General features: G+C 64.6%; 14 protein-coding genes. 5 read left to right on the top strand and 9 right to left on the bottom strand.

The features are described 5' to 3' along the window. The first annotated feature begins 141 nt into the window (after nt 1-141). From NZ849_RS08480 to NZ849_RS08460, 5 genes are all read left to right on the top strand, one after another. Nucleotides 142-474: a fumarylacetoacetate hydrolase family protein gene (locus NZ849_RS08480; protein WP_295406101.1), complete on the top strand. Its 333-nt coding sequence runs from the start codon at nt 142-144 to the stop codon at nt 472-474. A 3-nt stretch (nt 475-477) separates the two neighbouring features. Next, nucleotides 478-2,814 carry a penicillin acylase family protein gene (locus tag NZ849_RS08475; RefSeq protein ID WP_295406099.1) on the top strand — a complete coding sequence of 779 codons (2,337 nt, stop codon included), beginning with the start codon at nt 478-480 and terminating at the stop codon, nt 2,812-2,814. 10 nt (nt 2,815-2,824) lie between these two features. Then, nucleotides 2,825-3,961: an FAD-binding oxidoreductase gene (locus tag NZ849_RS08470; RefSeq protein WP_295386887.1), complete on the top strand. Its 1,137-nt coding sequence runs from the start codon at nt 2,825-2,827 to the stop codon at nt 3,959-3,961. 159 nt (nt 3,962-4,120) lie between these two features. Then, a complete protein-coding gene (locus NZ849_RS08465; protein ID WP_295406097.1) occupies nt 4,121-4,846 on the top strand; it encodes an ABC transporter ATP-binding protein in 726 nt (241 codons plus the stop codon). Further along, nucleotides 4,843-6,030, top strand: coding sequence for an ABC transporter permease (locus NZ849_RS08460; protein WP_295406095.1), 1,188 nt, complete (start codon nt 4,843-4,845; stop codon nt 6,028-6,030). The genes NZ849_RS08465 and NZ849_RS08460 overlap by 4 nt, the downstream gene beginning before the upstream one ends. Before the next feature lies 1 nt (nt 6,031). Here NZ849_RS08460 and mqnC read toward each other — a convergent pair whose 3' ends face one another. From mqnC to tsf, 9 genes are all read right to left on the bottom strand, one after another. After that, the gene (mqnC, locus tag NZ849_RS08455; protein WP_295406093.1) at nt 6,032-7,165 is read right to left on the bottom strand and encodes a cyclic dehypoxanthinyl futalosine synthase; all 1,134 of its coding nucleotides are present in this window, start codon (nt 7,163-7,165) and stop codon (nt 6,032-6,034) included. Between the two features lie 79 nt (nt 7,166-7,244). Continuing rightward, nucleotides 7,245-7,433, bottom strand: a complete 189-nt coding sequence (locus NZ849_RS08450; RefSeq protein WP_295406091.1) for a hypothetical protein — start codon at nt 7,431-7,433, stop codon at nt 7,245-7,247. 69 nt (nt 7,434-7,502) lie between these two features. Then, complete coding sequence (locus tag NZ849_RS08445) at nt 7,503-8,129, bottom strand: glycosyltransferase family 2 protein (RefSeq protein WP_295386898.1); 627 nt, start codon at nt 8,127-8,129, stop codon at nt 7,503-7,505. Nucleotides 8,130-8,141: 12 nt separating this feature from the next. Next, a complete protein-coding gene (locus tag NZ849_RS08440) occupies nt 8,142-9,155 on the bottom strand; it encodes an RIP metalloprotease (RefSeq protein WP_295386901.1) in 1,014 nt (337 codons plus the stop codon). Further along, entirely contained in the window at nt 9,152-10,285 is a 1,134-nt protein-coding gene (gene dxr, locus NZ849_RS08435; RefSeq protein ID WP_295406089.1) for a 1-deoxy-D-xylulose-5-phosphate reductoisomerase, read from the bottom strand. The genes NZ849_RS08440 and dxr overlap by 4 nt, the downstream gene beginning before the upstream one ends. A gap of 24 nt (nt 10,286-10,309) precedes the next feature. Next, complete coding sequence (locus tag NZ849_RS08430; RefSeq protein ID WP_295406087.1) at nt 10,310-11,176, bottom strand: phosphatidate cytidylyltransferase; 867 nt, start codon at nt 11,174-11,176, stop codon at nt 10,310-10,312. Continuing rightward, entirely contained in the window at nt 11,177-11,734 is a 558-nt protein-coding gene (frr, locus tag NZ849_RS08425) for a ribosome recycling factor (RefSeq protein ID WP_295387305.1), read from the bottom strand. A gap of 97 nt (nt 11,735-11,831) precedes the next feature. Beyond that, on the bottom strand, nt 11,832-12,536 hold the full coding sequence (gene pyrH / locus NZ849_RS08420) for a UMP kinase (RefSeq protein WP_295387437.1): 705 nt from the start codon (nt 12,534-12,536) through the stop codon (nt 11,832-11,834). Nucleotides 12,537-12,628: 92 nt separating this feature from the next. Beyond that, nucleotides 12,629-13,026, bottom strand: a 398-nt coding sequence (gene tsf / locus NZ849_RS08415) for an elongation factor Ts (protein ID WP_295406084.1), incomplete at its 5' end; no start/stop codon positions are given.

Raw genomic sequence — 13,026 nt, 5'->3', positions numbered from 1 at the left:
TGGTCATCGGGCACACCGCCCGCTACGTTTCCGAGGCCAGGCCTTGGAGTACGTGGCGGCTACTGTGCGGTCAACGGCGTTTCCGAGCGGGCTTTTCCGGCTCGAGCGGGGCGGCCAGTGGGCGTGGGATAAGGGCAAGGGGTGCGATCGCTTTGGCCCTGTAGACCCTATTTGGTGACCAAAGACGGGGTGCCCGATTTCCAGAACCCTTGGCCCTGGCTCGAGGTGGATGGCCGGCGCTACCAAAAGGGCCACACCCGTGGCATGATTTTTAGCGTGGCCCAGCTCGTGAGCTACGTCAGCCAGTTTATGAGCCCCCACCCTGGGGGTATGGTCTCCACCGGCACCCCAGCAGGGGTAGGCCTGGGTCGGAGGCCCGAACCTGTCTGCCTTCAGCCCGGCCAGGTGGTTCGCCTAGGGGTGGAGGGGTTGGGCGAGCAGCGGCAGCGGGTGGTAGCGGAGGGGGGAGGTTAGGCGGTGCGTTGGGCCTGGCTCCTCCTGCTCCTGCTGGCCCCGGCTTGCGCCCCCGTGGTCCAGGTGCGCCCGGCAGGGGTGTCTGGTCGGGTGCAGATTACCTTTGACCGTTGGGGGGTGCCCCACATCCGGGCCCAGTCGGACCTGGATGTGTTTTTCGCCCAGGGCTACGTGCATGCCCGCGATCGCCTCTTTCAGATGGAGTTGGGGCGCCGTGCCGCCCAGGGCCGGCTTGCAGAGGTGCTGGGGGCCAGTTTGGTTGAGCAGGACCGCTTTTTCCGCACCTGGGGCCTCTACCGCGCGGCGGAAGCTTCGCTGCCCTACCACTCGGATTTCGCCCGGCAGGCGCTGGAGGCCTACGCTGCTGGGGTCAACTGGTTTATTCGCGAAGGGGAGCTGCCCCTTCCCTTCCGCCTGCTGGGGTTTGCCCCCGAGCCCTGGAAGCCCGCCGACAGCCTGGCCTGGGGCAAGCTCCAGTCTTACGACCTGGGTCAGACCTGGCAGGACGAAATTGACAACCTGTACATCCTGAGCAAGGTTGGTCGGGAGGGCTTTGAAGAGCTGCGTGGTGGCTATCCGGAGGGCTGGCCCACGGTGTTACAACCCGAGGACCTGCAGGGTGTGTCCAGGGAAGAAAAGGGGACGGGGGCGTTGCCTTGGGGCCTTTGGGCTTCCTTGCGGAGGGTAAGTGAACTCTCCGAGCGGCTCATTTTGGCGGCTCGAGCCCCTGAGCAGGGCTCCAACAACTGGGTTCTGAGTGGGAGCCGCACACTCACCGGCAAGCCCATGCTGGCCAACGATCCCCACCTGCGCCTGCAGAACCCCGCGCTTTGGTACCTGGTGGACCTGCGCGGCCCCACCTACCGGGCCATCGGGGCCAGCATCCCGGGGGTGCCGGGGGTCATTCTTGGGCGCAACGACCGGGTGGCCTGGGGGGCTACCAATGTGCGGCCCGACGTGATGGACCTGTTCGTGCTGGAGCTCGAAGGCTCGTTCTATCGCACTCGCTTGGGTCTGGTGCCCTTGCGGGAGCGGCAGGAGGTGGTCCGTGTGCGGGGGGGGGCGGATGTGGTCTTCACCGTGCGGGAGAGCGAGTATGGTCCCCTGATTTCTGACCTGGGCCCGGCCCTTCTGCGCTTTGGGCTTACCCCGGGGGTCCCCCTCACCTCGGAGGGGCAGGCGGTTGCGGTGCGCTGGACGGGCTTGGACCCTGACGACACCACCTTGGATGCCTACCTGGGCATGAACCGGGCCGGCAGTGCCGCCGAGTTCCGCGAGGCCCTGCGCCGGTACGTGGCCCCGATGCAAAACTTCGTTTACGCCGATGTAGACGGAAACATCGGCTACATTGCGCCGGGGCGGTTGCCCTTGCGTGACTGGGACGGGCGTTTCCCAGCAAGGGGATTTGACCAGTACTGGAGGGGGTACGTGCCCTTTGAGCGGCTTCCCCAGGTGGCTAACCCACGCGAGGGCTTTGTGGTCAGCGCCAACAACCGGGTCTTGCCCCATGGGGGACCGGATATCTCCACCTACACCACCGAGGTGTTCCGTGCCCAGCGCATCCGTGAGCTGATTCAGGGCCAGCCTAAGGCGAGCCTCGAGGATATGGCCCGCTGGCAGGTGGACACCTACTCCCTTGTGGCCCGGGAGATGCTCCCGGGGCTTCTGGCCCTACGTCCGGTCAGCGAGGCTGCCCGGCGCCTGCAGGAGGCGGTGCGGGGTTGGGACCTGCGGGCCGAGCTCGACTCGGTGGGAGCCACGGCCTTCGCTTTCTACTACCGGGAGGTTTCCCGGATGCTGGAGGACGAGCTGGGCCTTCGTTATCCCCCCACGCCGTACCTCTTCATCAAAACCCTCCGGGAGGATGGGCGCTGGTGCAGGAACGCCGCTTTGGGCATCCAGAACTGCGCCGAGTTTATGGCCTTGGCCCTAGAGCGGGCTGGGGTGGAGCTCGAGCGCAGGCTGGGCCCCGACCCCAGCGGTTGGCAGTGGGGCCGTCTCCACCGCGCCAGCATCACCTCCCCTCTGGCCTCCCTTCCCCTTATTGGGGGTCTTTACACGCGCGTCATCCCCACCCCGGGCTCAATTCAGACGGTGAACGTGGCCAGCTACAACCAGGATACCTTCCTGCACACCTCCGGGGCCTCGCTGCGCACCCTGTTTGACCTTGCTGACCTGGACAACAGCCGGGTGGTCTACCCTATGGGGCAGTCCTCCGACCCCTTCAGCCCTCACTACGACGACCTGCTGGAGCTTTGGCGGGACGGAAGGTACATTCCCTTGAGCACCCGCCCCTCCGACTGGGGGCGCAGCTGGACGCTCGAGCTTCGGCCCCAATGAGGGGGTTGCGGTGCTTCGTGGGTACCAGGTCCTGGTGGTGGGCGCAGGCATCATCGGCGCAGCCTGCGCCTATCGGCTGGCTGAGCGAGGCTTGAGGGTAGGGGTAATCGAGCGTGCTCCTGCCCCAGCGATGGGCTCTACAGGCAGGAGTGCGGCCGGGGTGCGGGTGCAGTTTACCGAGGCCATCAACATCCTCTTGTCCTGGCATTCGATCCTAGAGTACCGCGGGATGCCCGAGGCCGCCTACCGGCCCATTGGCTACCTGTTTTTGGTGCCGGAAAGCCGCTGGCTGACCCACATGGCAGGGGTAGGCCTGCAGCGGAGCCTTGGCGTTCCGGTGGAGGTATGGGGTCTGGAGGAGGCCCGGCGGCGGGTGGAGTTTCGGCCCCAGGCTTCCGGACTGGAGCCGGTCCGGGGGGCGACCTTTGGCCCTGCCGATGGCGTGGTGGACCCTCATGGCATCTGTTTGGGGTACCTGCAGCGGGCCCGGCGGCTGGGCGCGGAGGTGCACACCGGGGTAGAGCTTCTCTCGGCCCGGCGGGCGGAGGGGGTTTGGGAGGTGCAGACTTCCGGAGGGATGCTCTACGCTGAGTTCATCCTCAACGCTGCAGGGGCCTGGGCTGGGGAGGTGGGAAGGCGGGCTGGGCTGTCCATCCCGGTTCACCCGGCCCGGCGGATGGTCTTTTGCACAGCGCCAGGGCCCCTTTGGGACCATCCCCTGACCGTTGACCTCCACAGCGGCTTCTGGTTCCGCCCCGAGGGCAGCCGGCTGATTTTTGGCCGTAGCAACCCGGCGGATGTGGGCTTCCGCGAGGGCATGGACTGGGGCTGGCTCGAGCCCACCTTGGAGGTGGGGCTGGCCCGCTTCCCCTGGTTGGAGCGCCTCCAGCTTGACCAGAGGGCCAGCTGGTGGGGCTACTACGAGGTGACCCCCGACCACAACCCCATCCTGGGCTGGATGCCAGGGGTGGAGGGGTGGGTCAACGCCTGCGGCTTTTCCGGCCACGGCGTGCAGCAGGCCGCCATGGTAGGCCGGCTGATGGCCGAGGAAATTGCCGATGGGCGGGCCCACAGCCTGAACATAGACCCGCTGCGCTACGAGCGCTGGTCGGAAGGCCGGGGATTTTCTGAGGGGAACATCGTTTGAACCTACCGGTTTTGTGCTTTTGGAGCAGGCTATGGGGCGGCGAGAACCTTCCCGCCCATCCTCCTCACCCCAAGCTTCGCCCAAGGCGCCAGAGCTAGGTTCTGTTGGGCGCGGTCTTGATACCCCAGTTGGGCGCTTGGGCTTTGGTATGCTGTCGGGATGGTTGAGGCAGAGGGGCTTAGGAAAACCTACCGCGGCTTCCAGGCGGTTCGGGGGCTTTCCTTTCGCGTAGAGCCGGGTCAGGTCTACGGCCTTTTGGGCCCCAACGGGGCCGGTAAAACCACCACCCTCAGGATGCTGGCCACCTTGCTCAAACCCACTGCGGGCAGGGCCAGGGTCGCGGGTTTTGACGTGGAGCGGCAACCGCTGGAGGTGCGCCGCAACCTGGGCATCGTCAACGGCGGCATGCGGGTTTACGACAGGCTCACCGGCTACGAGGTGCTCGATTTTTTCGGCAGCTTTTACGACCTGTGGGGCTCCAGGCTCAAAGAGCGCATCGCCTGGGTTGCTGAACTCTTGCGCATTGAGCGAGCCGTGCTGGGCAAGCAGGTGAGGGAAATGTCCAGCGGCATGCAGCAGAAGATCGTGATTGCCCGGGCCATCCTCCACCAGCCGCAGGTTTTGCTGCTCGATGAGGCCACTGCGGGGCTGGACGTGTTTGCCCGCCGCGCCCTCTTGGACTTCGTGCAGCAGTACGCCAGCCTGGGCAAAACCCTGGTCTATTCCACCCACGTGATGAGCGAGGCCGAGGAGGTCTGCGACCGGGTGGGGTTCATTGACAGGGGTTTGCTGGTCTATGAGGGCAGCCTGAAGGAGGCGCTGGAGCTAGGGTCGGGAAGCCTTGAGCGGGCCTTTATCCGCAGGTTGGAAGAGGTGGCGGCGTGAACGAGGTTCTCATCATCGCCCGAAAGGAGCTCCTAAGCGTGGTGCGCGAGCGCCGGTTGCTCTTCACCACCTTGGTTCTGCCCATCCTCGTCATGCCGCTGTTGCTGTTTGGCCCCGTTTTGCTCTTCGGTAGCCTTGCGCAGAGGACCCAAGAGAGCGTGCAAAGGGTGGGGGTGGTGGGGGTTCCGGCAGGGTTGCTGGCGCAGCTCAGGCAGGCCAAAGTGGAGCCAGTCGAGGTTGCCAATCCCCAGGAAGCCGTGCGGGGCCGCGAGGTTGAGGCGGCCCTGGTTTACGAAAACGGCCGCTACACCCTCTACGGCAGGCTTTCTGGGGGGACCACCCAGAGCGCTTTGGTAGTGGAGAAAGTCCAGGGTGCGCTCCGGGCCTACAAGGACCGGGTGGTGGCCGAGCGTCTGCGGGCTAAGGGTATTGAGCCTGAGTTGCTCGAGCCCTTCCAGGTTGAAACCGTAGACGCCTCCCGCGAGCAGGAGCGAGCGGCGGGCCTATTCGCTTTCCTGGTCCCCTACTTCCTGGTCCTGTTCATCCAGATGGGTGGGATGCCGGTGGCGGTGGACGCCACAGCGGGGGAGAAGGAGAAGGGCACGCTCGAGGCTCTGCTGGCAGCTCCTGTGCCCCTGATGCAGGTTCTGCTGGGCAAAGGGTTGGCGGTGTTCGTGATGTCGCTCCTCTCAACCCTGGCTGCCATGGCTGGGCTTTTGCTGGGCGGAGGAATAGTCCGCAATCACTTTTCTGCTCAACTGCAGGCGCTTCAGCGGGGGGAAGACGCCCCTCGGCTGGGGGGTGCTTTGGCCCTGGACCCGCTGGGTTACCTTTCCATCCTGGTCACGGCGGTTCTGTTCGCGCTTCTGGTCGTTGCGCTCATGATCTCGCTGGGCCTGTACGCCCGCAGCTACAAGGAGGCCCAGAGCTACATGAGCCCCCTGATGCTGGTGATGCTGGTTCCTATCCTGTTCCTCCAGTTTTCCGACTTTCTGAGGCTACAGGACTGGTACTTTGCCCTGCCCTTCGTAAACGTGGTGCTGGCGTTGGACGCCCTTGTCAAGGGCACAGCCACCGCCATTCAGCTTGGCCTCACCTGGCTTTCCACCCTGGCCTATGCCGGGCTGGCCCTCTATTTGGCCTACCTTAGCTTTCAACGCGAGGACGTGGTCTTCCGCAACTAGCTCAGGCCAGCGGCAGGGGCGTTGGTGGCTTTTCAGCCAAGACCGCTTCCACATCGGGGTACCGCAGGATGTTGTAGTAGGGGTCCCGCTCGGCCGGCGTGAAGCCCGCATCCGCAATGTGACGGACAATCTGCCGCACGGTGGCGTGGGTGCGGTTGTGCCCGGCTGCCACGCTCACCACGTTTTCTTCCAGCATGGTGGAGCCGAAGTCGTTGGCCCCGTAGTAGAGGGCCACCTGGGCCACCTTGAAGCCCAGGGTGGGCCAGCTTGCCTGCAGGTTGGGGATGTTGTCCAGTGCGATGCGAGCGATGGCAAGTTGGCGCAGGTACTCATGGGCGGTAGCCCCGGGGGCCTTGCCCTTGAGCCGGGTGTGCTCGGTCTGGAGTGTCCACATAGCGAAGGCCGCGAAGCCTTGGCCGTACTCGCGCAGGGCTTTGTCCTGCTGGGCCCGGATTTGCAGGAGGTGCTCAACCCGCTGCTCGTAGGTCTCGCCGAAGCCGATGACCATGGTGGCGATGGTGTAGAGGCCCAGGCGCTGGGCGGTGTCCAGAATGCGGAACCAGTCGCGGCTCTTGATGCGGGCCGGGGCCGCTTTGGCCCGCACCTCGTCCACCAGAATCTCGCCCCCTGCCCCTGGTAGCCCATCCAGACCAGCTTCCTTCAGCTCGGTGAGGAGCTCCTCGCAGTCGCGGCCGGTAAGTTTTTCCAATCCCAGAATTTCTTCCGGGCTAAAGGCATCGATCCGCACCTCGGGGTAATGGGTCTTGAGGTAGCGCAACAGCTCGAGGTACCACTCAAAGGGCAGGTCGGGGTTTACCCCCCCTTGCATCAGGATGCGTCGTCCCCCAATCCGCATCAGTTCCTCTATCTTCCGTCCAATCTCCTCAAAGGAGAGCACGTAGGCATCGGCCTGGCGCCGGGTGCGGTAGAAGGCGCAGAAGTTGCAGGCCACCGTGCAGATGTTGGTGTAGTTGATGTTGCGGTCGATGAGGTAGGTGACCACCCGGGGGTTGCTGCGTTTCAGCCGCAGCTCGTGGGCCACCGAGGCCACCTCGGGTAGGGGCAGGCGGTACAGCTGCAGAAGCTCTTCCCTTTCCAGGCGCTCCCCGGCCGCCGCGCGGCTCAGAAGATTCATGGGTTCATTCTACCTGGCCCACGCAGGGCGAAAGTAGAACAGGCGCCTCCTGCAAGAGGAGGCGCCTCGAGCGCGGGTTCTACGCCTCCTCTTCTTCCCCCTCCCAATCTTCCTCGCCTTCTTGCTCGATCTCGTCGATGTAGTAATCCTCAATGTCGTCCGTCCCAGCTACGGTCCTCCCGTTGCTGATGAAGCGGAGACCCTTTTCATCTATCTCCAGGCTCAGGTCGTCCAGATCGGTGTCGTCGGGAACATTCACCTGCATCATCACGGCCACCTCGATCCGCATAGCCCACCTCCGTTCCGGAGCAGGCTAAGGGGCCTTTGTCAGGGAAGCTCAAGCCCGGTTTCCCGAGCGGTAGCGCAGGAGCTCGCCGTACATCTTCAAGCGCAGCCAGAGGCCTTTCCAGAAGCCCCGTTTCTGCTCCTTCATAACCTGGCTGGCTCCCTCTAGCTGCACATATGCCCAGCGCGCCCCAGTGCGGGCGAGGTGCTCGGTGATGGCCGGCTCCGGCCAGCGCTGCTGGGTGAGGTTGGGTACGCTGCGGAGCCAATCGGTTCTGCAGGCCCGTTGGCCGGAGAGGTGAGGGGTGGCTCGGTTGCCAAGGTCGGTGAGAAGCCCCCCTGCCCTGAAAAGGCCGATGGTCATCTCTAGCCTGCCCGCCTCCACCGGTTCCAGAAGGTGCCGCAGGTGCTCCGGCCTGAGGCCCACCAGGTCGGCGTCTAGAAGCACCAGGTAGGGGGTCTCTATGTGGGAGAGGCCCCAGGCTAGGGCCGCGCTCTTGCCCTGGTTTTCCTCTAGCCGGAGTACCTCTGCTCCAGCCTGGCGGGCGGCCTCGGCGGTGCGATCGGTGGAGCCGTCGTCCACCACCAGCACGGCCAGCCCAGCCTCCCTGGCCACAGCCACCACCGCCCCGATGCGGGCCTCCTCGTTGTATGCGGGGATCAGCGCAGTGGCCTTCATCTGAGGCTCATTTTAGCCTCCCATCAGGTTGCGCAGGTCGTTGATGGTGACGAGCGCAATCAGGAGAATCAGGAACAGAAAGCCGCCGTAGGCCAAGCGGGCCTCGAGCTCCGGCCGGATGCGCCCACCAGTGAGGGCGTTGAGGGCCAGCACCAGAATCCGCCCCCCGTCCAGCCCTGGGATGGGCAGCAGGTTGAAGACGGCCAAAGAGAGGTTGATGATGGCCAGCAGGCTCAGGAGGGCAACAGGCCCTTGCTGGGCCGCTTGTCCGGTGATGTTCACGATGCCCACCGGCCCCGCGACCCCCTGGGTCTGCTGGCCGGTGAGGATGCGGGCCAGGCTTCCTACCAGCTCCTGCACGAAGCGGGGGGTTGCGCTCAGGGTCTCGCCTATGGTCCGCCCTAGGGCCTGGAAGAAGCCAATCCGGGTGTAGCCCACCACCTCGGCCCTGTAGACGATGCCCAGCCGCTCCTGGGTATCTTCCCAGTAGAAGCGCACTGTGGTCTCAGCGCCGTTTCGCAGTACCACGAAAACCTTTTCGCCTGGGGTTTGCCGGAAGCGGGTTACCTGGTCGTAGGACTGAAGTGGCTCTCCGTTGAGGCTCAGGATACGGTCGCCTACCTGAAAGCCAGCCTGCTCAGCCAGACTTCCGGGTAGCACCTCTGTCACCACTGCTCGAGTTTGGGGCACCCCCTGTACCGAGGCCAGCCCAGCCAGCACCCCCCAGGCCAGGAGGAGGTTCATCGCCACCCCAGCCACCAGGATGAAGAACTTGCCCAGCCCGGAGAGCCGGGCGTAGCCGTGGGTGTCCCCCGGCATCATCCCCTCAATCTCGGCGTAGCCCCCCAGGGGAATGGCGTTGAGCCGCCAGGTGGTGCCCCAGCGCTCGAGCTTGAAGAGGGTGGGGCCAAAACCCACCCCAAAGTTCTTGACGCCCACCCCTTGCAGCCGGGCAGCCAGGTAGTGGCCCAGCTCGTGCACAAAGATGCTGATGGAGATAATCAGTAGGAACCAGAGGAAGCTCATGGGGTTTCCCTTACGCCCAAAAGGGCCCGCGCCAGCTGGCGGGCCTCCAGGTCGGCCGCAAATACATTCTCCCAGGTCACCTCGCCCCTAGGAGTCTGCTGCAACACTTTTTCCAGCACCCGGGGGATCTCCAGGTAGCCGATGCGTCCTTGGAGAAAGGCCTCCACCGCCACCTCGTCGGCGGCGTTCAGGGCCACCGGGGCCAGCCCGCCTATCCTCCCCGCCTCGTAGGCCAGGGCCAGAGCTGGGAAACGCTGGGTGTCTGGGGGGAAGAACTCCAGCCGCTCTGGGATGGGGGCCTCCCGCAGGGGGGAGGGCGGGCGCTGGGGGTAGGTGAGGGCGTACTGGATGGCCAGGCGCATATCGGTGGGCCCCAGCTGGGCCTTGAGGTTGCCGTCCTGGAAGCGCACCATGGAGTGGACGTAGGCTTGAGGGTGGATGAGCACCCGGACCTTCTCCACAGGTACCCTGAAGAGCTGCACCGCCTCCAGCACCTCCAGGCCCTTGTTGAAGAGGGTGGAGGAGTCCACGGTCACCTTGGGCCCCATCCGCCAGCGGGGGTGTTTCAAGGCCATCTCAGGGGTGACCTTGGAGAGGTCGGTGGGCTCGTGCAGAAAGGGGCCGCCCGAGGCGGTCAGAATCAGCTCGGCTACGCCCTGGGGTGGCTCCCCGAGGAGGCTTTGGAAGAGGGCCGAGTGTTCAGAGTCCACCGGGAGAATCTCTGCCCCGCTCCGCTCTGCCTCCTGCCACAGGAGGGGGCCTGCCGCCACCATGCTCTCCTTGTTGGCCAGGGCCAGCCGGCGCCCGGCCCGCACCGCCGCCCGCACCCCCGCCAGCCCCGCCAGCCCCGGCACCGCCCCCACCACCGCGTCGGCTGGCCAGGCCGCAACCTCCTCAGCCGTTACCAGGCGCAGCCCCGGAAACCTCTCCCTCAGGGCGGGCAGGATGGCCTCATCGGCGGACACCGCCTCGGGCTGGAACTCGGCGATCTGCTGGCAGAGGCGCTCCAGGTTCCGCCCAGCGAGAAGCCCCACCACGCGGAAGCCCCGCCAGCGGCAGACCTCCAGGGTCTGGGTGCCGATGGAGCCGGTAGAACCCAATACCACCACGCGCTTAGGGGTCTCGTTCATTTGGGGACCAGTCTACCGGTTGGCTCAAAGGAGAATGGTCAGCAGGTAGTAGGTGAGGGGTGCGGTGAACAGGTGGGAGTCAATCCGGTCCAGTAGACCCCCATGCCCGGGCAGGAAGTGGCCCGAGTCCTTCACCCCGCAGTAGCGCTTGAGCATGGACTCGGTCAGGTCGCCGAGTTGCGCGGCAAAGGAGAGCACCAGGTTGACCACGAAGAGCTCCACCGGCCGGAAGAGGGCGAAGGGGCTTTCGGGGTAGGCCGAGCGCACGATGGTGGTGAAGAGGAAGAGCACCAGAAAGCTGGTTAGGATGCCGCCTATAGCCCCCTCCACGGTCTTGCCGGGGCTGATGCTGGGGGCCAGCTTGCGCCGGCCAAAATAACGCCCCACGAAGTAGCCGCCTATGTCGTTGGAAAAGCTGCTGATGAGGGGAAGAGCAAGTATCCAAAGGCCAATCTCGTCGTTGGGCGAGTGGCGCAGGAGGAGAAAAAACCCCAGGGTCCAGGGGAGGTAGAGGAAGGCCATCAGGCTGTAGGCGAAGCGCTCGATATTGCCCCCCACGATAAGCTCTGCGCTAAAAGCCCCAATCAGCACCAGCCCCAGGGCGATTTCCCGCCAGGGTACGCCGGGGTAGATGTCGTGCAGCTGGGGCAGGCTGAAGAGGAGCATCACCAGCCCTCCGCCTACCAAAAAGGCCATGTTGAGCTCCACGCCACGGTTTCTCAGCATGTAGCGCAGCTCGAGCGACCCCAGCACCAGGATGAGGACCAAGGCCAAGAACAGGAAGACCCGACCCTCCCACAACACCAGGAACAGGACCAGGACGCCGATGAGCGAGGAGGCTATCCGGGTGGGTAGGCTGGGGTCGGGTGGGGTTCGCCTGGGCACATCCATCTAGCTGCCTAGGATTTCCTGCTCCTTTTTGTGCAGCACTTGGTCTATCTTCTGGGTGAACTCGTCGGTGATCTTTTGGATTTCCACTTCCGCTCGCTTTATCTCATCCTCTGAGAGGTGCTTTTCCTTTTCCAGCTTTTTAGCCTTTTCAAGGGCCTCCCGCCGAATGTTGCGCACCGCGATGCGGGCCTCTTCGGCATGCTGCTTGACCATTTTGACCAGGTCTTTTCGCCGCTCCTCGGTGAGGGGGGGGATGCTGATGTAAAGCGCATCCCCTTTGTTGGTGGGATTGAGCCCCAGGTCGGAGTCGCGGATGGCCTTCTCAATCTCCTTGAGCAGGCTCGAGTCCCAAGCTTGCACCACCAGGGTGCGGGGGTCGGGGGAGGAGACCGTGCCCACCTGGTTCAGGGGCACCAAGGTACCGTAGTACTCCACCTTGATGCCGCTTAGGATGGCTGGGTTGGCCCGGCCGGTGCGCAGGGTGGAGAGGTGGTGCTCCAGAGCCTCCAGCGACTTTTGCATGTGCTGACGGGTCTCGTTGTAGAGCTCCTTGAGCATAGAAACCTCCTTTGGTGGGGATAGCTTACCCCTAAAAGGGACCTTTGGCCGCCTAGGGTTGCTCTGCCCGTGGGTGTTGAACGGTCCAGGCAGGTGCCTAGCTGTGCACCAGCGTACCCACCCGCTCCCCCCGGATGATCCGCTCCAGGTTGCCCTCGGTGAACATGTCGAAGACCACGATGGGCAGGCCCTGCTCCTGGCAAAGGGCCATGGCGGTGGCGTCCATCACCTGAAGGCCCTCCACCAGGGCCTGGTGGTAGGTGAGGTCGTCGTACTTGCGGGCCTGGGGGTTTTTGCGGGGGTCGTCGTTGTAGACCCCGTCTACCTTGTTTTTGGCCATCAGTACCGCGTCTACGTTCATCTCCAAGCCCCGCAGGGCCGCGGCGGTATCGGTGGTGACGTAGGGGTTGCCGGTGCCCCCGCCGAAGATGACCACCCGGCCTTTTTCCAGGTGTCGGATAGCCCGCCGGCGGATGTAGGGCTCGGCCACCTGAGGAATGGTGAGGGCGGTCTGAACCCGGGTGGGGATGCCGATGAATTCAAGGGCGTCCTGAAGTGCTAGGGCGTTCATGATGGTGGCCAGCATCCCTATGTAGTCCGCGCTGGCCCGGTCCATTCCCACCCCTTGCCGCGCGCCTCTCCAGAAGTTGCCGCCGCCTACCACGATGGCCACCTGGACCCCGAGCTGATGCGCTTTGGCCACCTCCTGGGCCAGGGCCTTGGTGGCCTCGGGCTGAATGCCAAAACCGTTGCCGCTGAGGAATTCCCCCGAGAGCTTGAGCAACACCCGTCTGTACTTGATCGGACCATTTGGGGTTGAACCAGCCTCCATGAACCCCCCTACGAAGAAAGGGGCCGAAAGCCTCGCGACTTTCGACCCCCAGTCTGCACGGCCTAGGCCCCCACTTCAAAACGACAGAAGCGTTTGACCTGGATGTTTTCCCCAATCTTGGCGATGGCAGCCTGGATGAGCTCCCCTACCTTGACCTTTTCGTCCTTCACAAAGGGCTGCTCCAGCAGAACCACCTCCTCGTAAAACTTGCGCAAGCGGCCCTCGGCGGCTTTCTCGGCGATGTTCTGGGGTTTGCCCTCGTTGAGGAGCTGCTGCACGTAGATGGCCCGCTCCTTCTCAAGGTCCTCTGCCGAGACCTCCTCTTTGCTGATGTAGCGAGGGTTGGCCATGGCGATGTGCATGTCCAGGTCCTTGGCTAGGCGCTGGAACTCCTCGTTGCGGGCCACAAAGTCGGTTTCCGAGTTGAGCTCCACCAGCACCCCCACCCGCTGGTTGTGGT

The sequence above is a fragment of the Meiothermus sp. genome, from assembly GCF_025060375.1.
Taxonomy (GTDB): Bacteria; Deinococcota; Deinococci; order Deinococcales; family Thermaceae; genus Meiothermus.
Note: the sequence above shows the minus strand (reverse complement) of the source record. Positions and strands in the feature narration are given on the sequence as shown.

What these genes read in the sequence shown, in the direction of transcription:
- NZ849_RS08465 (WP_295406097.1), top strand. Translation starts at nt 4,121, where the DNA reads ATGGTTGAGGCAGAGGGGCTTAGGAAAACCTACCGCGGCTTCCAGGCG.
- mqnC (WP_295406093.1), bottom strand. Translation starts at nt 7,165, where the DNA reads ATGAATCTTCTGAGCCGCGCGGCGGCCGGGGAGCGCCTGGAAAGGGAA.
- NZ849_RS08450 (WP_295406091.1), bottom strand. Translation starts at nt 7,433, where the DNA reads ATGATGCAGGTGAATGTTCCCGACGACACCGATCTGGACGACCTGAGC.
- NZ849_RS08445 (WP_295386898.1), bottom strand. Translation starts at nt 8,129, where the DNA reads ATGAAGGCCACTGCGCTGATCCCCGCATACAACGAGGAGGCCCGCATC.
- NZ849_RS08440 (WP_295386901.1), bottom strand. Translation starts at nt 9,155, where the DNA reads ATGAGCTTCCTCTGGTTCCTACTGATTATCTCCATCAGCATCTTTGTG.
- dxr (WP_295406089.1), bottom strand. Translation starts at nt 10,285, where the DNA reads ATGAACGAGACCCCTAAGCGCGTGGTGGTATTGGGTTCTACCGGCTCC.
- NZ849_RS08430 (WP_295406087.1), bottom strand. Translation starts at nt 11,176, where the DNA reads ATGGATGTGCCCAGGCGAACCCCACCCGACCCCAGCCTACCCACCCGG.
- frr (WP_295387305.1), bottom strand. Translation starts at nt 11,734, where the DNA reads ATGCTCAAGGAGCTCTACAACGAGACCCGTCAGCACATGCAAAAGTCG.